Below are 20,339 nucleotides of genomic sequence, written 5' to 3'. Positions count from 1 at the left end.
CATGCTCGACAAATCCTCGGCAACCGGCCCCAACCGCCCGCGACGGCGCAGATTGGTGCTTCAGTTGCATGACCACATGGCCGATATCCAGTACTAGCTAACGACGCGTACGGATATGACGACCACCTCGACTTCCGCTTCAGACACACGCGAATTTGATTTTGGCGACCGCGATTTCAAACGCGTGTGCGACCTGATCTATCAGCGTGTCGGCATCGCCCTGGCTCCGGCCAAGCGCGACATGGTGTATGGCCGTCTGTCGCGTCGTCTGCGCGTGCTCGGTCTGCGCTCCTTCCGCGACTACATCGACCAACTGGAAGCCGGCAACGACGAAGAGGAATGGCAGGCGTTCACCAACGCGCTGACCACCAACCTGACCTCGTTCTTCCGCGAGCCGCACCACTTCGACAAGCTGCGCGAAGAACTGCAAAAGCGCGCCTCGCAGGCACCGCTGAAGATTTGGTCGTGTGCGGCCTCCACCGGTGAGGAGCCCTACTCCATCGCCATCACCGCCTGCGAAGCGTTCGGCTCGCTGACGCCACCGGTGAGCATCATCGCCACCGACGTCGATACCCAGGTGCTGGAAACCGCCTCGCGCGGCGTCTATGCCATCGACCGCGTCGCCTCGCTGGATGCATCGATCAAGCGCAAGTATTTCCAGCGCGGCAGCGGCCCCAACGAAGGCAAGTGCCGGGTCATTCCCGCGCTGCGCCAGCTCATCGAATACAAGCAGTTGAATCTGCTGTCGCCGCGCTACGACGTCGGTGGCCCGTATGCGGCGCTGTTCTGCCGCAACGTGATGATCTATTTCGACAAGCCCACCCAGCGCGGCATCCTGTCGCGTCTGGTCAGCCACATGGGCGATGACGGCCTGCTCTATACCGGGCACTCGGAGAATTACCTGCACGCGGCCGACCTGATCCAGCCGTGCGGGCGCACGCTGTATCGGCGCGCTCCGCGCGCGGGAGCCGCTACATGAGTACCGCTGTGCAGGTCGACGATGTCATGCGCTACCGCGATTCGCGGTTCCAGACCATCACCGCCAAGCTGCTGCCCACCCAATACCTGGTGGTGGACGACGACACCGCGTTGACGACCACCTTGGGATCGTGCGTTGCGGCCTGTCTTCGCGACCCGGTATTGAAGATCGGCGGCATGAACCATTTCCTGCTGCCGGAAGGCCAGGTTGGCGATGGCGCACCCGCGCGCTACGGCAGTTATGCGATGGAGTTGCTGATCAACGACATGCTCAAGCGCGGCGCGCATCGCAAGCGGATCGAAGCCAAGGTCTTCGGTGGCGCCAACGTGCTCAAGGGCTTCACCAGCAACCCGGTGGGCACCCGCAACGCCGAGTTCGTGCGCCAGTACCTGCTGGCCGAGCACATCCCCATCATTGCCGAAGATCTGTGCGGCATCCATCCGCGCAAGGTCTGGTTCTTCCCGACGACCGGACGCGTTGTCGTGCAGCGGTTGCCGCACGCACACGAAGCCGAAGTCGCCGCTACCGAATCTGCCGTGCGCGCCCGTCTGTCCAAAGCACCGGTCACCGGTGGAGTGGAGTTGTTCGAATGACGCTGGAAACCCCTGTTCGCGTATTGATCGTCGACGACTCGGCGGTGGTGCGTCAGATGCTGACCGAGATCCTGTCGCGCGATGCCGGCATCGAAGTGATCGGCTCGGCCGCCGACCCGATCCTGGCGCGCGAAAAGATCAAACGGCTCAATCCGGACGTGATCACGCTGGATGTAGAAATGCCGCGCATGGACGGCCTGGTGTTCCTGGAAAACCTGATGCGCCTGCGCCCCACCCCGGTGGTGATGATTTCATCGCTGACCGAGCGTGGCGCCGACACCACCTTGCAGGCCTTGTCGCTAGGCGCGGTGGATTTCATCTCCAAGCCCAAGATCGATGTCGCGCGCGGGCTGGAAGGCTATGCCGAAGAAATCGTCAGCAAGGTCAAGATGGCCTCCAAGGCCAAGGTCAGCGCGCTCAATCGCCCCAGCGCGCCCAAGGTCACCCTGGACATGCAGGCCGCGCCGGTGGCTGGCAGCGCCCTGCGCTTCCGCACCACCGACCGCCTGATCGCCATCGGCGCCTCCGCCGGCGGCACTGAAGCCCTGCGCGTGGTGCTCGAACACATGCCTGCCGATGCACCGGCGGTGGTCATGACCCAGCACTTGCCGGCCAGCTTCAGCACTGCCTTTGCCGAGCGCCTCAATCGTCATTCGGCCATGTCGGTACGCGAAGCCAGCGATGGCGAAGCGATCCTGCCCGGCCACGCCTATCTGCCGCCCGGCGGCCAGCATCTGCGCATCATCCGCGACGGTGCCCGCTGGCGCTGCCGCATCGACGACGGCCCGCCGGTCAATCGCCACAAGCCGGCGGTGGACGTGCTGTTCCGCTCGGTCGCCGCCAACGCCGGCCCGAACGCGGTCGGCGCCATCCTCACCGGCATGGGCGACGACGGCGCACGCGGCCTGCTGGAAATGCTGCAGGCCGGCGCGCCCACGCTGGTGCAGGACGAAGCCAGTAGCGTGGTGTGGGGCATGCCCGGCGCCGCCTACAAACTCGGCGCCGCGCAGGAAGTGGTGCCGCTGGACCGCGTTGCCGAGCGCTTGATCGCGCTGTCGGCGCAGGCACGTTGATCCGGCATGAGCGCCCTGCCCCCGTCTCCGACCGACCAGGCGGAGGTTCCCGGCGCACCGGGAACCACATCGGTCGCTGCTGCGGATTCAACGGTAGATAGCGCGACAGAACTTGGCGCACTCGACACACCGTCGATCAAGGCCGGCCCGGTCACTGCCGGCATGGTCAAACCCGACGAACGTCCCGATGCCACGCGCTCGCGCCTGTTGGCCGAAGCGCTGGATGGCAGCAGCAGTGCGATCCTGATCTGCGATCTGCAATCGCACCTGCTCTATGCCAACGACGGCTTCCAGCGCATGTTCGGCTATACCGAGGCCGAACTGGTCGGCAAGCGCCCCTCGGACGTGCTCACCCGCGCGCAGAGCGATAAGAACGAGGTGGCACGCATCCGCGAACGCGCCGACTCCCTGCAGCAGACCCAGGCCGACCTGCTGGTCTATCGCAAGGACGGCACGCCGCTGTGGATCTCGCTCAACTTCAATCCGATCTACGACGCCAGGCACAACCCATCGCATTACGTGGCGGTGCTGACCGACATCACCGACACCAAGATGCACGAGGTGCTGCAGCACCGCGTGCTTGAGGCGCTGGTGCAGGAGCGCCCGCTGATCGAGGTGATGACGTTGATCTGCACCGAGGTCGAACGCATTGCACCGGACGTGCTGGCCACGGTGATGAGCGCGGACAATCAGGGCTGCCTGCATTCGCTGGCCGCCCCCAGCCTGCCGCCCGAATATTCCGATGCGGTCAACGGGCTGAAGATCGCGCCCGGCGCAGGCGCCTGCGGCACCGCCGCCTGGCGCGGCCGTGCGGTCATGGTGGAAGACATCGCCACCGACCCGCTGTTCGCACCGTACCGCGACCTGCTGCTGCCGATGGGCTTGCGCGCCTGCTGGAGCACGCCGATCCGCACCAACAGTTCGCGCGTGCTGGGCACCTTCGCGCTGTATTACCGCAAGGTGCAACGTGCCGATGCCTGGCATGTGCGGCTCACCGATCTATGCCAACAGTTGTGCACGCTGGCGCTGGAACGCGAGCAGATCCGCCAGCGCGTGCATCAACTCGCGTTCTACGACGCGCTGACCGGCCTGCCCAACCGCATCATGTTCAGCGCACGCGCCGAGCAGGCGTTGACGCAGGCCGAATACGCCAGCGAACCGGCCGCGTTGATGTTCATCAACATCGACCGCTTCAAGCTGATCAATGAAAGCCAGGGCCATGCCGCAGGCGATGGCCTGTTGCGCGACATCGCATTACGCATCGGCGAACAACTCACCGCCACCGCCATGCTGGCGCGCCTGGCCGGCGACGAGTTCGCGCTCGCCCTGCCGCAATGCAGTGCCGAACAGGCCAGTGCCGCGGCAGAGCGTTTGCTCTGCACCATCGCCGTGCCGTTGGCGGTCGGCCACATGACCGTGCATCCGTCTGCCAGCGTGGGCGTGGCGATGTTTCCCGAGGACGGTCGCGACATCAACATCCTGTTGCGGCATGCCGATCTGGCGATGAATCGCGCCAAAAAAGAAGGCGGCGGACGGTTCCGCTTTTTCAGTTCCGACATGAATCGCATGGCGCAGGAGCGCGTTGCGCTGGAAGCGGAGCTGCGCCAGGCCATTGGCCGCGATCAGCTGCAACTGCACTATCAACCGCAGCTGCACAGCGCCGCGCCGCACGCGCTGTATGGCGTGGAAGCACTGCTGCGCTGGAACCACCCGCAACTCGGCGCGGTGTCGCCGGCACGGTTCCTACCCGTGGCCGAAGAACAAGGCATGATGCCGCAGCTCAACGATTGGGTATTGCGCCGCGCCTGCCAGCAGGTCGCCGACTGGCGCCAACGCGGCGTGCCGGTGGCCCGTGTATCGGTGAATCTGTCGGCCAGCAGTTTCGAAAGTCCGCGCATGCTCAGCGACCTGCTCAGACTCATCGCCGACATGGGCGTGCTGCCCTCCGATCTCACGTTGGAAATGACCGAAAGCGTGATGCTCTCCGGGCAACCCGGCGTGCTGGAAAACCTGCATGCCATCCGCGAAGCCGGCATCTCGTTGTCGCTGGACGACTTCGGCACCGGCTATTCCAGCCTGAGCCATCTGCACCGCCTGCCGATCGACGAACTCAAGCTGGACATGAGCTTCGTGCGCGACATCGAACACAGCGAAGACGCTCGCGCACTCACCACCTCGGTGCTGCGCATCGGCGAGCATCTGCGCAAGCATGTGGTTGCAGAAGGCGTGGAAAACGAAGCGCAGCGCTTGTTCCTCGCCGACCTGGGCTGCGAAGTGCTGCAGGGCTATCTGTTCTCACGCCCGCTACCGGCCGCAGCGTTGGAAGCCTGGTTGGGTGCGCAGCCTTAGCGCGGCTGACACATTTACTTCTTGGCCATCAGACGGGCGCCGCTATTGCACGATGCGGTATGTACCACGCGTACATGCCAGTTTTGAGTGCGCCGTCCACGCCCAGACGCCCCGTGCTCGCGACGTTTTGTCAGCCGCTTCAAGGCCGTGAGATCTCGATTATCTTCGGACGCTTGGAAGCTATGCATGCGTAGGCTGCAGAGCGGTTTATCTGTGGCTTGGCTGCAGGGTCCTTGCCCGTAGGGTCGTTGGCTGCAGGGCCCTTGCCCGCCCACCCTCGCGGGACACGCCGCAAGTACGTCCGTGTAGGCTCTTACGCGGCATCCATGCCGCGTAAGGTCCCGCGACGGTGGGCGGGCAAGGACCAGTCGAGATGATCGGTGTGCGTGGTGCAAGCGATGCATGACGTGCGGTGTTCGGATAACGCTGCGGCCGATCAGCTTCTCAATGCAAGCCGAGCAACGGACAAGATTTTAAGAAAACAACCGACCAACTCTCTGGTGCGGTGTCCTCACCGCTTGCGGGACCGTGTGGCGGCATGGATGCCGCCCCCGAGCCTCCAGGGATGGATTCACGGCGTGTCCCGCGAGCGGTGAGGGCACCGCGCACCCGACCTACGTCGCTTGGGACCATCCTTCCGAGCGCTGCCTTCAAGCGTACATCGCGGCATTCACGCCAACACCTTGCCCCACTGTGCGCTTCAACCAACCCAACAACTGCGCAGTAACGAACGCCGGATTCTCCAGCGACGCGATATGCCCGGCATCGGGCACCAACTCGTAATCGCAGCCGATCACTTCGGCCATCAGCCATAGCTCTTCCGGCGGGCGCGGAATATCGTATTCGCCACCCAGCAAGAACGTGTTTGCCGGATTCAGCGCCGACAACGCCTCCAACCGATCGGCACGCCCGAAGATCAACCGGCCCAACGGCACCACCGACGCGCGCAGCTGCTCGGCCGACATCCCCGCCAATCGTTGCGCAAACGCAGCCGGCAACGCAGAGCTCAGATCGATACCGGAACGGAAAAAGATCGGCACGATTGCCTCGATCAATGCAGGCGTCACCTGCCCCGCCGCTTCGATCGCATCCAGCAGGTCGAAATAGCGTGTTCGAGTGGCCTGCGGCTCAGCGCCCAGAAACGTATCCATCAGCACCAGGCTGCACACGCGCTCCGGCGCAAGCAACGCGAGCTCTGCGCCCCACATGCCACCGACCGACAAACCGACCACCGCGCATTGCGGCAGTTCCAGCGCATCCAGCAATAGCAGCATCTGCTTGGCAAGGTCGCCAACCGTCTGCGTGCCCGCCGGCAGCGCCGCCGATTGCCCATGTCCCCACAGCTCGGGAACGATGACCCGATAGTGCTGCGAGAGCGCGTGAATCTGCGGCTCCCACATGGCCGCATCCCAGAGGTAGCTGTGGCCAAGCAGAACCGGAAACCCTTGACCGTATTGTGCGTAGTGCAGCGTTTGACCAGCGATCGTGCAAAGAGGCATTGGAAATCGTGAGAGCCATGGGAGCGGCGCCACTCTAGTCCCCTGCACTTCAGATTTTTGTTGCACCGCGACAGGCGAGTTAACTGCTATTGGCTTTAACTTCCGGCATCGTGGAGGCAAAGCGAAGTGACCACCCGAATAACGAAAAACGCCCGGCATTGCCGGGCGTTTTCGAACACCTGATCAACTATCTGAATCAGGCAGCGACGGTATCCGCGACATCCTGATATTCCTGGATCTGATCGAAGTTCATGTAGCGGTAGATCTGGTCGCCACTGGTCTTGATCACGCCCACATCGGCCATGTACTCATCCTTGGTCGGGATGCGGCCCAGACGCGAACAGATCGCCGCCAACTCTGCCGAACCCAGGTACACGTTGGTGTTGCGACCAAGGCGATTCGGGAAGTTACGCGTGGAGGTGGAGAACACCGTGGCGCCCTCGCGTGCCTGCGCCTGGTTGCCCATGCACAGCGAGCAGCCCGGCATTTCCATGCGCGCGCCGGCTGCGCCGAAGGTGCCGTAATGGCCTTCCTTGGTCAGCTCGGAGGCGTCCATCTTGGTCGGCGGCGCAACCCACAAACGTGTGGGGATATCGCGCTTGCCTTCCAGCAACTTGGCGGCGGCACGGAAGTGACCGATGTTGGTCATGCACGAACCGATGAACACCTCGTCGATCGCCGCACCTGCAACTTCGGACAGCGTCTTGACGTCGTCCGGGTCATTCGGGCAGGCCACGATCGGCTCATGGATGTCGGCCAGATCGATCTCGATGACGGCTGCGTATTCGGCGTCGGCATCGGGCTGCAGCAGTTGCGGATCGGCCAGCCACTCTTCCATCTTCTTGATGCGGCGGCCCAGCGTGCGCGCATCCGCGTAGCCTTCGGCAATCATCCAGCGCAGCAGGGTGATGTTGCTGGTCAGGTATTCGATGATCGGCGCCTTGTCCAGGTGCACGGTGCAACCGGCCGCCGAACGTTCGGCCGAGGCGTCGGACAGCTCGAACGCCTGTTCCACTTTCAGATTCGGCAAGCCTTCGATCTCCAGGATGCGGCCGGAGAAGATGTTCTTCTTGCCCTGCTTGGCCACGGTCAGCAGACCGTCCTTGATCGCATACAGCGGGATCACGTTGACCAGGTCACGCAAGGTCACGCCCGGCTGCATCTCACCCTTGAAGCGCACCAGCACGCTCTCGGGCATGTCCAGCGGCATCACGCCGGTGGCGGCGGCAAAGGCCACCAGACCGGAACCGGCCGGGAACGAAATACCGATCGGGAAACGGGTGTGCGAGTCGCCGCCGGTGCCCACGGTGTCGGGCAGCAGCATGCGATTGAGCCAGCTGTGGATCACGCCATCGCCCGGACGCAGCGACACGCCGCCACGGGTGGAGATGAACTCCGGCAAGGTGTGGTGGGTCTTGACGTCCACCGGCTTCGGATAAGCGGCGGTGTGGCAGAACGACTGCATCACCAGGTCGGCCGAGAAGCCCAGGCAGGCCAGGTCCTTCAGCTCGTCGCGGGTCATCGGGCCGGTGGTGTCCTGCGAGCCCACCGAGGTCATCTTCGGTTCGCAATAGGTGCCCGGGCGCATGCCCTCGCCTTCCGGCAAGCCACAGGCGCGGCCGACCATCTTCTGCGCCAGCGAGAAGCCCTTGCCGGTATCCGGCGGCACCATCGGCAGACGGAACAGATCAGACGCCGGCAGGCCCAGGAATTCGCGCGCCTTGGCGGTCAGGCCGCGGCCCACGATCAGCGGAATGCGGCCACCGGCGCGCACTTCATCGAACAGCACGTCCGACTTCATCGCGAACTCGGCGATCACCTGGCCGTTCTTCAGCGCCTTGCCGTCGTACGGACGCAGCTCGACCACATCGCCATGCTCCATCTGCGACACGTCCAGCTCGATCGGCAATGCACCCGCATCTTCCATCGTGTTGTAGAAGATCGGCGCGATCTTCGCGCCCAGGCACACGCCACCGAAGCGCTTGTTCGGAATGAACGGAATGTCCTCGCCGGTCCACCACAGCACCGAGTTGGTCGCCGACTTGCGCGAGGAACCGGTACCGACCACATCGCCCACATAGGCGACCAGATGGCCCTTGTCCTTGAGGTCGGCAATGGCCTGGATCGGGCCGCGCTTGCCGTCTTCTTCCGGCACGAAGGCCGCGCCGTCGCGTGCGTTCTTGAGCATTGCCAACGCATGCAACGGGATGTCCGGGCGCGTGGTCGCATCCGGGGCCGGCGACAGGTCGTCGGTGTTGGTTTCGCCCGGCACCTTGAACACGGTGACGGTCAGGCTCTGCGGCACTTCCGGCTTGCTGGTGAACCACTCGGCCTCAGCCCAGCTCTGCAGCACGGCCTTGGCGTGCGCATTACCGGCCTCGGCCTTTTCCTGCACGTCGTGGAAGGCATCGAACACCAGCAAGGTGTGCTTGAGCGCTTCGGCAGCGGTGGCGCCCAGCTCGGCGTTGTCGAGCAGATCGATCAACGGCTGGATGTTGTAGCCGCCCAGCATGGTGCCGAGCAGCTCGGTGGCACGCGTGGGGTTGATCAGCGCGGTGGTCTCGGTACCGAACGCCAGCGCGGCCAGGTACGAGGCCTTGACCTTGGCAGCGTCGTCGACGCCGGCCGGCACGCGCTGGCTGAGCAGCTCGACCAGGAACTCCGCTTCACCCGCAGGCGGGGCCTTGAGCAGCTCGATGACCTCGGCGGTCTGCTGCGCGGTCAGCGGCAGCGGCGGGATACCGAGCGCGGCGCGCTCTGCAACGTGGTGGCGATAGGCTTCCAACATGCGGATTCTCCGAAAAGACAACGTGTGAATGTGTAAAACGTGAATGTGTAAACGCGAAACGTGGATGCGTGCGGATCAGCTTGCGGGTTTGGGAACAACAATCTTCAAACCCTTGAAGTAGTCGCGGAAAAAGCCCTCGTCGCGGGTGATCAGCCCATCGCACTGGAGCATCGCGTGAGCGCCGATCAGAAAATCGGCCACCACCCGCTCGCGCTTGCCGCCACGCGCGCGGAAGCGTTTGTTCATATGGCCGGCGCGTACCGCCGCCGCTTCCTGGGTGGCTTCGTAGCGCACGCCGATCGAGGCCAGCGTTTCCATCAGGTCGACCTGGGTATCGAGCATGGCCAGCACCTCGGCCACCACCGCATCGCAGACCACCACCTCGTCGCGCGCCAGCGCATCGCCGATGCAGATCTCCGACACCTCGCCGTAGACCGCATCGCCGATCAGGATGTCCAGCAGTACCGAAGAATCCAGGGCGATCATGGGTCGAACGGATCCCCGGGCGCGCGGCCACGGATGGCGCGCATGGCTTCGTCGGTGTTGGTCAGGCCGTCGACCAGCTTGAACTTGCCGCGCACCTTGCGCAGCGCCTCGCTGACGTCCTTGCGCAGGATGATGCGGCCGCCGTCGAGCTCGATCTTGAGCGTGGTGCCCTTGGTCAGGCCCAGGGCATCGCGTACGGCTTTAGGCAGCGTGATCTGCCCGCGTTCGGCAACTGTGGCTTCCATGAAGGTGGCCCCGGCATAAAGTATGCAGCGATTCTACATACTTGACTTGTCGTACTCAAGGCCACATACCGAGTCTTGCAACCGAACGTACACACTGAATTAGTCACACTGTTCAGAACAAACCTACAGCCTGCTGCCATAGGAGTGATGCATGAGCGATTCCTTTTCCACCCGCACCTCGCTTGAGGTCCACGGCAAGCGCTACGAGTACTACAGCCTGCCAAAGCTGGGCGAGCGCTTCGATATCGGCCACCTGCCCTATTCCATGAAGATCCTGCTGGAGAACCTGCTCCGGCATGAAGACGGCGGTGTCACCGTCGGCAAGGACCACATCGAGGCGGTCGCCAAATGGGACCCCAAGGCCGAGCCCGATATCGAGATCGCCTTCATGCCGGCCCGCGTGGTGCTGCAGGACTTCACCGGCGTGCCGTGCGTGGTCGACCTGGCCGCGATGCGTGATGCCGTGGTCAAGCTCGGCGGCAATGCCGACCAGATCAACCCGCAGATTCCCTCCGAACTGGTCATCGACCATTCCGTGCAGGTGGATGTGTTCGGCTCGGCCGATGCGCTCGACCTCAACGGCAAGATCGAATTCCAGCGCAATCAGGAACGCTACGGCTTCCTGCGTTGGGGCCAGAAGGCGTTCGAAAACTTCAAGGTGGTGCCGCCCAACACCGGCATCGTCCATCAGGTGAACCTGGAAAACCTGGCGCGCGTGGTGATGAGCGCGGACAAGGACGGCACCCAGATTGCGTATCCGGACACCGTGTTCGGCACCGACAGCCACACCACCATGATCAACGGCATCGGCGTACTGGGCTGGGGCGTGGGCGGTATCGAGGCCGAGGCGGCAATGCTTGGGCAGCCGTCCTCCATGCTGATTCCGCAGGTGGTCGGCTTCAAGCTCAGCGGCAAGATGCCCGAAGGCGCCACCGCCACCGACCTGGTGCTCACCGTCACCCAGATGCTGCGCAAGGCCGGCGTGGTCGGCAAGTTCGTCGAGTTCTATGGCGAAGGCTTGCAGCATCTGCCGCTGGCCGACCGCGCCACCATCGGCAACATGGCACCGGAATACGGCGCCACCTGCGGCATCTTCCCGGTCGATGAAGAATCGCTGACCTATCTGCGCCTGTCCGGCCGCAGCGAGGAACAGATTGCGCTGGTCGAGGCCTACGCAAAGGCGCAGGGTTTGTGGCACGACGTGAACACCCCGCAGGCGCAGTACAGCGCCACGCTGGAGCTGGACATGGGTGAGGTCAAGCCATCGCTGGCCGGCCCCAAGCGGCCGCAGGATCGGGTGCTGCTGGAAGACATGCAGACCAACTTCCGTGAGAGCCTCAAGCCGTTCGTCGATGCGCGCAGCAAGCGCCTGACCGATATCAAACAGGAAGACCGCCTGAAGAACGAAGGCGGCGGCGGCACTGCGGTCGGCGCCAAGGCCTCGCAAGCCGAAGCCTCCAACGACAGCGGCGCCGGCTGGCAGCTGCGCGATGGCTCGGTGGTGATCGCGGCGATCACGTCCTGCACCAACACCTCCAACCCGGCAGTGATGCTCGGCGCCGGCTTGCTGGCGCGTAACGCGGCAGCCAAGGGCCTGAAGGCACAGCCGTGGGTGAAGACCTCACTCGGGCCAGGCTCGCGCGTGGTCACCGATTATCTGAGCAAGGCCGGTGTGCTGGCCGATCTGGAAACGCTGGGCTTCTACGTGGTCGGCTATGGCTGCACCACCTGCATCGGCAACTCCGGCCCGCTGCCGGACGACGTGTCGGCGGCGATCGCCAAGGACGACCTGGTGGTGTCCTCGGTGTTGTCGGGCAACCGCAACTTCGAAGGCCGCGTGCATCCCGAAGTGAAGATGAATTACCTCGCCTCGCCGCCGCTGGTGGTGGCGTACGCGATCGCCGGCACCACCGACATCGACCTCACCACCGACCCGCTGGGTACCGGTAGCGACGGGCAGCCGGTCTATCTGCGCGACATCTGGCCGAGCAACAAGGAAATCGGCGACACCATCGCCGCCACCGTCGGCCCGGAGATGTTCAAGCAGAACTACGCCGACGTGTTCAAGGGCGACAGCCGCTGGAACACCATTGCCTCGCCGGATGGCGCGCTGTACGAATGGGACGCGGCCTCGACCTACATCAAGAACCCACCCTACTTCGACGGCATGACCATGCAGGTCGGCCACGTCGAAGACGTGCACGGTGCGCGCATCATGGGCCTGTTCGGCGACTCGATCACCACCGATCACATCTCTCCGGCCGGCAACATCAAGAAGGATTCGCCAGCGGGTCGCTTCCTGCAGGAGCGCGGCGTGCAGCCGGCCGACTTCAACAGCTACGGCAGCCGTCGCGGCAACGATGACGTGATGGTGCGCGGCACCTTCGCCAACATCCGCATCAAGAACCTGATGTTCGGCGGTGAAGAAGGCGGCAACACGCTGTATTACCCCGCCGACGGTGGCCAGCCGGAAAAGCTGGCGATCTACGATGCGGCAGTGAAGTACAAGGCCGATGGCGTGCCGCTGGTGGTGCTGGCCGGCAAGGAATACGGCACCGGCTCGTCGCGCGACTGGGCGGCCAAGGGCACCAACCTGCTCGGCGTCAAGGCCGTGATCGCCGAGAGCTTCGAGCGCATCCATCGCTCCAACCTGGTCGGCATGGGCGTGCTGCCGCTGCAGTTCCTCGAGAACGAAAACGCGCAGACGCTGGGTCTGGATGGCTCCGAGGTCTTGGACATCACCGGCCTGCAAGATGGTGCCAGCCGTCGCGCCACCGTCGATGCCAAGAAGTCCGACGGCAGCGTCAAGCAGTTCCAGGTCAAGGTGCTGCTGCTCACGCCCAAGGAAGTGGAGTACTTCAAGCACGGTGGTTTGTTGCAGTACGTGCTACGCCAATTGGCTGCACGCAAAGCGGCCTGATCGCACAGCGCATTGCGCTTTACACGTTCAACGACACTCCCGCCGCTTGGCGGGAGTGTCGTTTCAGGCAAGCGCTCAACGCCCGGTCGGCTCCCACTGCGCGTGATACAGCTGCCAGTCGCCGCCCTGCAATCGCCAGCCGGTGGTCACCTGATACGTCTGCGCCTGCTCGGGTAGCCAGCGCCCGCTGCCACCGGTCAGCAACGCAGTGAAACGCACGCTTGCGGTGTCACCGCGCAGTTGCACATCCACCGGCCCCAGGGTCACGCCGATCTGTTGATTGCCCAGCATCTGCAGTTGCATCAATCGCCGCAGACCGGCTGCGTCCAGTCCTTGTTCGCCGATAAAATCCTCGGCCACCGGCGCCATCGCATCGCCGATCTCGCGTGCTTCGATCGCCTGATGCAGTTGCTCCAGCGTCGCACGCAACCGTTGTTCCGGCGCAGGCCGCGCGCAACCGATCAGCGCAAGCATGCACAGTACGGCGAGCCAATATCGCCATCGCAGTTGAATGCTGCCCTGCATCACACTTCGCCTTTTACATGCATGACTGTATGCTGCCACTTGCAGTCGTGCCGTGGAACACGCCGCGTCACGCACCGAACACCCTGGAGGGGGGCAGATGAATCAGGCACGTCCTTGGTTACAGAGTTATCCGGCCGGCGTCGCCGCCGAGATCGATCTTGAGCAGTTCCGCACCGTTGCGGAAGTGTTCGCCACGTCGGTCGCGCGCTTCGCCGATCGCCCCGCGTATCACAGCTTCGGCAAGACCATCACCTATCGCGAAGCCGATCAGCTGGTCGAACAATTCGCCGCCTATCTGCTTGGCGAACTGCAGTTGAAGAAAGGCGACCGCGTCGCCCTGATGATGCCCAACTGCCTGCAGTACCCGGTCGCCACGTTCGGCATCCTGCGTGCCGGTCTGACCGTGGTCAATGTCAATCCGCTGTACACCCCGCGCGAGCTGAAGCATCAGCTGATCGACTCCGGCGCCAGCGTACTGGTGGTCATCGACAACTTCGGTACCACCGTGCAGCAGGTCATCGCCGATACCCCGGTCAAGCAGGTGATCACCACCGGCCTGGGCGACATGCTCGGCTTCCCGAAAGCGGCGGTGGTCAACTTCGTCGTCAAGTACGTCAAGAAGCTGGTGCCGGAGTATCGCCTCAAGGGCGCGATCCGTTTCCGCGACGCGCTCGCGCTGGGCCGCAAGCACAAAGTTCCGACGCTGCAGATCGAGTCCGACGACATCGCCTTCCTGCAATACACCGGTGGCACCACCGGCGTGGCCAAGGGCGCGATGCTGACCCACCGCAACCTGGTCGCCAACATGCAGCAGGCCCACCAGTGGCTTGCCAGCACCGGCAAGCTGGAAGAAGGCCATGAGGTGGTGATCACCGCACTGCCGCTCTATCACATCTTCGCGCTGACGGCGAACGGGCTGGTCTTCATGAAGATCGGCGGCTGCAATCACCTGATCAGCAACCCGCGCGACATGCCCGGCTTCGTCAAGGAATTGAAGAAGACCCGCTTCACTGCCTTCACTGGGGTCAACACGCTGTTCAACGGGCTGCTCAATACGCCGGGTTTCGATCAGGTCGATTTCTCCTCGCTCAAGATGTCCCTCGGCGGCGGCATGGCGGTGCAACGCTCGGTCGCCGAACGCTGGAAGAAGGTCACCGGCCTGACCCTGGTCGAGGCCTACGGCCTGACCGAGACCTCGCCGGCCGCCTGCATCAACCCGATGGATCTGAAGGACTACAACGGCTCGATCGGCCTGCCGATTCCGTCCACCGATGCCTGCATCAAGGACGACGCCGGCGCGGTGCTGCCGCAGGGCGAAATCGGCGAGCTGTGCATCAAGGGCCCGCAGGTGATGAAAGGCTATTGGAAGAAACCCGAAGAAACCGCCAAGGTCATGGATGCCGAGGGCTGGCTGCACACCGGCGATATCGCCCGCATGGACGAACAGGGCTTCGTCTACATCGTCGATCGCAAGAAGGACATGATTCTGGTCTCCGGCTTCAACGTGTATCCGAACGAGATCGAAGACGTGATCGCCGAGATGCCCGGCGTGCTGGAAGTGGCCGCCGTGGGCGTGCCGGACGAGAAGTCCGGCGAGATCGTCAAGGCTGTCATCGTCAAGAAGGACCCTGCCCTGACTGCCGACGCCGTGAAGGCGCATTGCCGCGCCAACCTGACCGGCTACAAGCAGCCGCGCGTGATCGAATTCCGCAAGGAATTGCCGAAAACCAACGTCGGCAAGATTCTGCGTCGCGAATTGCGGGATGCGCCGAAGGAGTAATCCTACCTGCCATCGCAGGATAGAGGCCGTTCAGCCATCATCTCGCGCCCGCAATGCCGCAAGGCCTTGCGGGCGTTTGCTTTTGCACGCATAGAATCAGCGGTCGGCGCACGCTCCTCGTTCCTCTCACTCTCCGTCCGTAAGGCGGCCGGCCGGACGGTCTTCACGGAGAACCACCATGTCTGCAGTTCAACCTTTTGTTCGCACCACGATCGGTTCCACCCTACGCGTCATCGAAGAACTGCAACGCGACGTCTACTGGATTCACATGCATGCCAATCTGGACATAAATCCAGGTCGCGCCTGCTTCTCTTCGCGCCTGGTCGACGACATTACCGGCTACCAGGTCGACCTCAGCCAGCGCCTTCTCCATGCCGGTGCGACGTCCCCACACGTGGTGTTGGCATCGGACAGCGACGTTTTCAACCTTGGCGGTGATCTGGCGCTGTTCTGCCAGTTGATTCGCGAAGGCGATCGCGCCCGCTTGCTCGACTACGCGCAGCGCTGCGTACGCGGGGTGCACGCGTTTCACGTTGGCCTCGGCGCACGTGCGCACAGCATCGCTCTGGTCCAGGGCAATGCGCTGGGCGGCGGTTTCGAGGCGGCATTGGGCTGCCATACCATCATTGCCGAGGAAGGCGTGATGATGGGGCTGCCCGAAGTCCTGTTCGATCTGTTCCCGGGCATGGGTGCCTACTCTTTTATGTGCCAGCGCGTCAGCCCGCAATTGGCGCAGCGGATCATGCTCAATGGCAATCTGTACTCGGCTGAAGAACTGCTCGCCCTGGGGCTGATTGATCGCGTGGTCCCACGCGGCCAGGGTGTGGCTGCAGTGGAACAGGTGATCCGTGAGAGCAAGCGTACGCCGCACGCATGGGCAGCGATGCAGCAGGTACGCGAAATGACCACCGCCGTACCGCTGGAAGAGATGATGCGCATCACCGAGATCTGGGTAAATACAGCGATGCAGTTGGGCGAAAAATCGCTGCGCACGATGGACCGGCTGGTACGAGCGCAGTCGCGCCGCTCGGGACTCGATGCCGGCTGATGCGCCGGCCGCGCTATTCGCTATTACGGGGGGAGCACTCTTCGTCCTTGGCGCGCTTCACGCGTGCGTCGAGTGCGTCCTTTCCGGCCTGCAATTGGCCGCGCAACGCAGACAGCCGCTGCCGCCACTCTGCCTGTAATTGCCAGTCGGCCATGCGCATCAATTCGCCCCCGCTACCGGCAACCTGCGCCAGACCCAGGTTGCTGGCAACGCCACGCAATGCATGCGCGCTCTCACGCAACTGCTCCCAATCCGAACGGGTTCCATCACGCTCGATCGCACCGACGCAGTTCTGCGCGTCTTCCAGGCACTGACGCACGAACTGGTGTTCGAACTCATCTCCCATACCCAGTGCAGCCAGCTCGTCCAGCACACTGGCATCGAGCACACCATCGAACATGTCCGGGATCTGCACACTTGTTGTCGGCGTGACCAAGGGCCGCGTACTGACAGCCAGATCGGCCAAGGTATCCAGCAACTTCGCTGCAACAACCGGCTTGGCCAAGAACGCACGCGCGCCGGCTTGTTCGCATGTACGAATCGCGTCGGGCGTGACATCGGCACTCAGTACCACAACCGGGGTGTAACGCATTCCGCTGGCCTGCATTACCCGTAATTGCTTGAGCATGTCCAGACCACTCATGCCCGGCATGTGCAGATCGACGATGACCGCATCGAAATCTTCTTCAGCCATTGCGTCCAGTACCTGCTCGGCGCCGTTGACGCACCTCACCTTGTGCCCGGCCTTTTCCAGCAACCGCTGCAACACCATGCGGTTTGCTTCGTGGTCGTCGGCCACCAGCATGCGCATGCTGCGCACGCGCGCGCGATGACGCAGAAATGGATTGGAGAACGCGATGACGTTGGAGGCTTCCAGTTCGTCTTGCGTTCCCACGAGTGCGCCGCCAGACACCTGTGCGGGTGCCGCCTGCACAGGTGCGCCGATCGCCATCGGCAGTTCGAACCAGAACACGCTACCGCTGGGCTGGTTCTCCTTGAACCCGATGCTGCCGCCCATTGCCTCCACCAATCCCTTGGCGATGGTGGTGCCAAGCCCGGTCCCCTCATAACGCCGCGACAGGCCAACGTCGGCCTGCTCGAACGCGTCGAACAGCCTCGACCGCATATCCAGCGGCACCCCGATGCCGGTGTCTTCCACATCGAACCGCAGTCGCAGTGCGCTGCCGGCCGACACTCGCGTGATCCGCAGCAGCACATGGCCTTGCTCGGTGAATTTGACGGCATTGCCCACGATGTTGAGCAGTACCTGCCGAAGATGGCCAGTGTCACCCTTAAGCAAATCGGGAACGTCGGCAGCAACCTGGGTGCTGTAGTGCAAGCCTCGCGCCCTGGCCTGCGGCTGCAAGATCAGTCCAATCGCGCCGAGTAGCTCACGCAGCGAAAAATCGCGCTGGTCGATGCGAATCTTGCCGGCCTCGATCGCTGAAATGTCCAACACTTCTTCGACCAGCGACAGCAGGCTGCGTGCCGACGCCTGGATGGTGTTGACGCACTCCTTCTGCTCAGCATCCAGGCGCGTGGTTGCCAGCACTTCGGTCATGCCCGACAGCCCATTGAGCGGCGTGCGGAATTCGTGACTCATATTGGCCAGAAAACGGCTCTTGGCCTGATTGGCATGACGCGCCTCGCGCACCGCCCGTGTCATCGCACGCAACAGCGAATCGAAGTACAGCGGCACGGCGATCAGGCCCAGCAACAAGCCCCAGCTCAGGTATGGATTGGCTTTCCAATAGGGTGAAATCAGGATGGCGCTGAGGAAGCACAGGCTGCCCATCGCCGTAGCGGCGCGCAGATAGTTGCTGCCGTAGCGCAGACCGTTGCCGATGGTCACCCACATGCACACTGCGTATAACGGTGAGGCAGGCTCGCCCTGGATCGCCATGATCGCACCGGTGCAGGTGTAATCCAGCAGCATGCCGATCAGGCGACGCGTGTGGGACACCTGCGGTCGCAGCAGGATCGCCACCATCAGGCCAAGCGACACAACCAGCTCGCCCACCAGGATCAACCAAGTGGCAACCAGCGTGTCGCCATGCGTATGTTGGTAGCGCCAGCCCAGGTAAGAAATAAACAGGGTGGTGATGATGATACGGACCAGATTTTGCGCGTGCTCCGTGTCCGCCCGTCCTGACAGACGTTGCTTCAACCATGGCAGTGGAAACTTCATAGACGCCTCAGACGCGCGGTGGCGTCGATGGGGTTGGGATCCTTCCGTGCTGCGTCGCAGCGTCGATACCGGCAGCGGGCGGTGGCTCAATGATCGCCTGGTCGTGCTCGCGCAGCGTACGCAACAATGACATAGGAATGACGATCAACGCACCCAGCAGCGCGATCGCCAAGCCAAGCCGACCCTGCCAATAGCTACTGTTGGCCAGCGTTGCGCCGAAGCTGAGCGTGGCCATGGCCACCGCGTTGTGCAGGGCCTCGCTACCGAACCGCAGCCCATTGCCGATCGTTATCCAAAGCAACACGACATACAAGAATGCCATTGGCGCCCCCAGCCAGGTCATCGCCAGCCCGATCAAGCCGTAATCGGACAGCATCCCTAGCGTGCGACGCAGATGCGAGCGCTGTGGGTTTGCAACAATCCAGCCAAAGAGCACCAGCGCCATCCCCTGACCGATTGCGATCAGGCAGAACAGCTGCTGCAGCTGGTGCCTGGAGACCTGCCACTGCTGAGCGAAGGTCAGCGCATAGACCAGGATCAGCAGAATCAACACGATGCGCACCAGCGCCTGACCATGCTCGCTGTCGGCACGCCGGGCGAGTCGAGCGCGCAGCTGGCCAAGCACCGCCTTCACTTCACACCCCGGGTCGTGCCGATGCGGTCGAGAACTCCCCGCAGATCTGATCCAGCTGCGCGCGGCCGCGTAGCAGTGCATCCACGCAGCGCGGGTCGAACAGGCGGCCGCGTTGGGCGTACAGATACGCAAGCGCAGCGTCCATGGTCCAGGCCTCCTTGTACGGGCGCGGCGACAGCAGCGCGTCGAAGACGTCGGCCACCGCCACAATGCGCGCTTCCAGCGGAATCGCCTCGCCCACCAGTCCGTCCGGGTAGCCGGTGCCGTCGTAACGTTCGTGGTGACGCAGTGCGATCAGGGCGCCGACCTGGATGAAACGGTTCTGGCTGCCGCTGAGCAGCTCGTAGCCGATGCGCGGATGCCGCTTCATGATGCTCATCTCGTCGTCGGTGAGCTTGCCCGGCTTGAGCAGCACCGAATCGGGAATGGCGATCTTGCCCATGTCGTGCAGCGGTGCGGCCATCTCGATGATGCGCACCTCTTCTTCCGACAGGCCGAGTTGCTCGGCGATCAGGCCGGCCACGTGCGACATGCGCTCCAGGAACGCGCTGGTCCCCGAATCGCGGTACTCGATGGCGCGCGCCAGCCGCGACAAGGTTTCGCGTTCGCGCTCTTCGACCTCGTTCATGCTGGCCAGCAGGCGCTGTTCCAGCGACAGCGCGCGTTGCTTGACGCTTTCGCTCTGCTGACGCAGCTGCAGCAAATTGGCGCAGCGCGCGCGCAGTTCGCGCGGGCGGATCGGCTTGACCAGGAAGTCGATCACGCCGGCTTCCAGTGCGGCCTGACGAATCGGTTCGTCACCGACGATGGTGATCAGGATGATCGGAATATCGCGATGGCTCGGCAGCCGCCGTAGCCGGCGGGCGAACTCCAGGCCATCCATGCCCGGCATGCGATAGTCGAGCAGCAGCAGATCCACGCGTCCGGCTTCGCACCAGGCGAGCGCGTCGAGCGGGTCACCGAAGTCATAGACCTTCAACTCCGGTGCGATGTCTTCGATGACGTGACGCAGCATCGTCCGCGCAGACATCTGGTCATCGACAATAACGATGTTCAATCCCAGATCCGCCTTTTCCGACCAGCTTCCCCATGTATCCGTCGACGATACACCGACCGGATTCCCTAAAACATCCTGCATAGCCGTTGCTCCTCTGTCTCGAGAACGGGAAAGCGATAACGCCGACGGTACTGCCGACTCCCCCGACGATACGCCATTCGGGGCTCCGCTCAAG

At 63.4% G+C, this 20,339-nt stretch carries 15 protein-coding genes and 1 other RNA gene; 8 read left to right on the top strand and 8 right to left on the bottom strand.

Annotated elements, in window-relative coordinates:
- Window positions 1-115 precede the first annotated feature (115 nt).
- The 5 genes from XcyCFBP4188_RS03935 (at window position 116) to XcyCFBP4188_RS03915 (ending at window position 5,130) form a co-directional block, all read left to right on the top strand.
- Entirely contained in the window at window positions 116-979 is an 864-nt protein-coding gene (locus XcyCFBP4188_RS03935; RefSeq protein WP_023903866.1) for a CheR family methyltransferase, read from the top strand.
- Window positions 976-1,572, top strand: coding sequence for a chemoreceptor glutamine deamidase CheD (gene cheD, locus XcyCFBP4188_RS03930; RefSeq protein ID WP_006448345.1), 597 nt, complete (start codon window positions 976-978; stop codon window positions 1,570-1,572). The genes XcyCFBP4188_RS03935 and cheD overlap by 4 nt, the downstream gene beginning before the upstream one ends.
- Window positions 1,569-2,645 (top strand): protein-glutamate methylesterase/protein-glutamine glutaminase, encoded by a 1,077-nt coding sequence (locus tag XcyCFBP4188_RS03925; RefSeq protein ID WP_006448344.1) that lies wholly within the window; start codon window positions 1,569-1,571, stop codon window positions 2,643-2,645. The genes cheD and XcyCFBP4188_RS03925 overlap by 4 nt, the downstream gene beginning before the upstream one ends.
- Window positions 2,646-2,651: 6 nt before the next feature.
- Window positions 2,652-4,994: a sensor domain-containing protein gene (locus XcyCFBP4188_RS03920; protein ID WP_006448343.1), complete on the top strand. Its 2,343-nt coding sequence runs from the start codon at window positions 2,652-2,654 to the stop codon at window positions 4,992-4,994.
- 59 nt (window positions 4,995-5,053) lie between these two features.
- Window positions 5,054-5,130: non-coding RNA, sX9 sRNA (locus XcyCFBP4188_RS03915), on the top strand.
- Between the two features lie 514 nt (window positions 5,131-5,644).
- On the opposite strand, the gene XcyCFBP4188_RS03905 is transcribed toward XcyCFBP4188_RS03915, so the two are convergent.
- From XcyCFBP4188_RS03905 to XcyCFBP4188_RS03890, 4 genes are all read right to left on the bottom strand, one after another.
- Window positions 5,645-6,493 carry an alpha/beta fold hydrolase gene (locus XcyCFBP4188_RS03905; RefSeq protein ID WP_006451231.1) on the bottom strand — a complete coding sequence of 283 codons (849 nt, stop codon included), beginning with the start codon at window positions 6,491-6,493 and terminating at the stop codon, window positions 5,645-5,647.
- A 196-nt stretch (window positions 6,494-6,689) separates the two neighbouring features.
- On the bottom strand, window positions 6,690-9,281 hold the full coding sequence (acnB, locus tag XcyCFBP4188_RS03900; protein WP_006451232.1) for a bifunctional aconitate hydratase 2/2-methylisocitrate dehydratase: 2,592 nt from the start codon (window positions 9,279-9,281) through the stop codon (window positions 6,690-6,692).
- 75 nt (window positions 9,282-9,356) lie between these two features.
- The gene (locus XcyCFBP4188_RS03895; RefSeq protein ID WP_006451233.1) at window positions 9,357-9,767 is read right to left on the bottom strand and encodes a type II toxin-antitoxin system VapC family toxin; all 411 of its coding nucleotides are present in this window, start codon (window positions 9,765-9,767) and stop codon (window positions 9,357-9,359) included.
- The gene (locus XcyCFBP4188_RS03890; protein ID WP_002806474.1) at window positions 9,764-10,012 is read right to left on the bottom strand and encodes an AbrB/MazE/SpoVT family DNA-binding domain-containing protein; all 249 of its coding nucleotides are present in this window, start codon (window positions 10,010-10,012) and stop codon (window positions 9,764-9,766) included. Before XcyCFBP4188_RS03890 ends, XcyCFBP4188_RS03895 begins: the two co-directional genes overlap by 4 nt.
- Before the next feature lie 151 nt (window positions 10,013-10,163).
- Here XcyCFBP4188_RS03890 and acnA point away from each other — a divergent pair, with 151 nt between their 5' ends.
- On the top strand, window positions 10,164-12,932 hold the full coding sequence (gene acnA / locus XcyCFBP4188_RS03885) for an aconitate hydratase AcnA (protein WP_006451234.1): 2,769 nt from the start codon (window positions 10,164-10,166) through the stop codon (window positions 12,930-12,932).
- A 75-nt stretch (window positions 12,933-13,007) separates the two neighbouring features.
- On the opposite strand, the gene XcyCFBP4188_RS03880 is transcribed toward acnA, so the two are convergent.
- Entirely contained in the window at window positions 13,008-13,457 is a 450-nt protein-coding gene (locus tag XcyCFBP4188_RS03880; RefSeq protein ID WP_006451235.1) for a nuclear transport factor 2 family protein, read from the bottom strand.
- A gap of 97 nt (window positions 13,458-13,554) precedes the next feature.
- On the opposite strand from XcyCFBP4188_RS03880, the gene rpfB reads away from it, so the two are divergent.
- Window positions 13,555-15,237: a fatty acyl-CoA ligase RpfB gene (gene rpfB / locus XcyCFBP4188_RS03875; protein WP_006451236.1), complete on the top strand. Its 1,683-nt coding sequence runs from the start codon at window positions 13,555-13,557 to the stop codon at window positions 15,235-15,237.
- 178 nt (window positions 15,238-15,415) lie between these two features.
- Window positions 15,416-16,285, top strand: coding sequence for a diffusible signal factor synthase RpfF (gene rpfF, locus XcyCFBP4188_RS03870; protein WP_006451237.1), 870 nt, complete (start codon window positions 15,416-15,418; stop codon window positions 16,283-16,285).
- A gap of 13 nt (window positions 16,286-16,298) precedes the next feature.
- On the opposite strand, the gene rpfC is transcribed toward rpfF, so the two are convergent.
- Genes rpfC through rpfG form a run of 3 tightly spaced genes read right to left on the bottom strand, consistent with a single transcriptional unit; the run spans window position 16,299 to window position 20,245 of the window.
- Window positions 16,299-18,473, bottom strand: a complete 2,175-nt coding sequence (gene rpfC / locus XcyCFBP4188_RS03865; RefSeq protein ID WP_006451238.1) for a sensor histidine kinase RpfC — start codon at window positions 18,471-18,473, stop codon at window positions 16,299-16,301.
- Window positions 18,474-18,480: 7 nt separating this feature from the next.
- Window positions 18,481-19,098 carry an RpfH protein gene (locus tag XcyCFBP4188_RS03860; protein ID WP_074058827.1) on the bottom strand — a complete coding sequence of 206 codons (618 nt, stop codon included), beginning with the start codon at window positions 19,096-19,098 and terminating at the stop codon, window positions 18,481-18,483.
- A gap of 10 nt (window positions 19,099-19,108) precedes the next feature.
- On the bottom strand, window positions 19,109-20,245 hold the full coding sequence (rpfG, locus tag XcyCFBP4188_RS03855; protein ID WP_006451240.1) for a cyclic di-GMP phosphodiesterase response regulator RpfG: 1,137 nt from the start codon (window positions 20,243-20,245) through the stop codon (window positions 19,109-19,111).
- Between the last annotated feature and the right edge of the window lie 94 nt (window positions 20,246-20,339).

Origin of the sequence: Xanthomonas hortorum pv. cynarae, assembly GCF_002939985.1 — a bacterium.
GTDB lineage: Bacteria > Pseudomonadota > Gammaproteobacteria > Xanthomonadales > Xanthomonadaceae > Xanthomonas > Xanthomonas hortorum_D.
The sequence above is the reverse complement of the archived record's forward strand: the minus strand, read 5'-3'. Positions and strand labels throughout refer to the sequence as shown.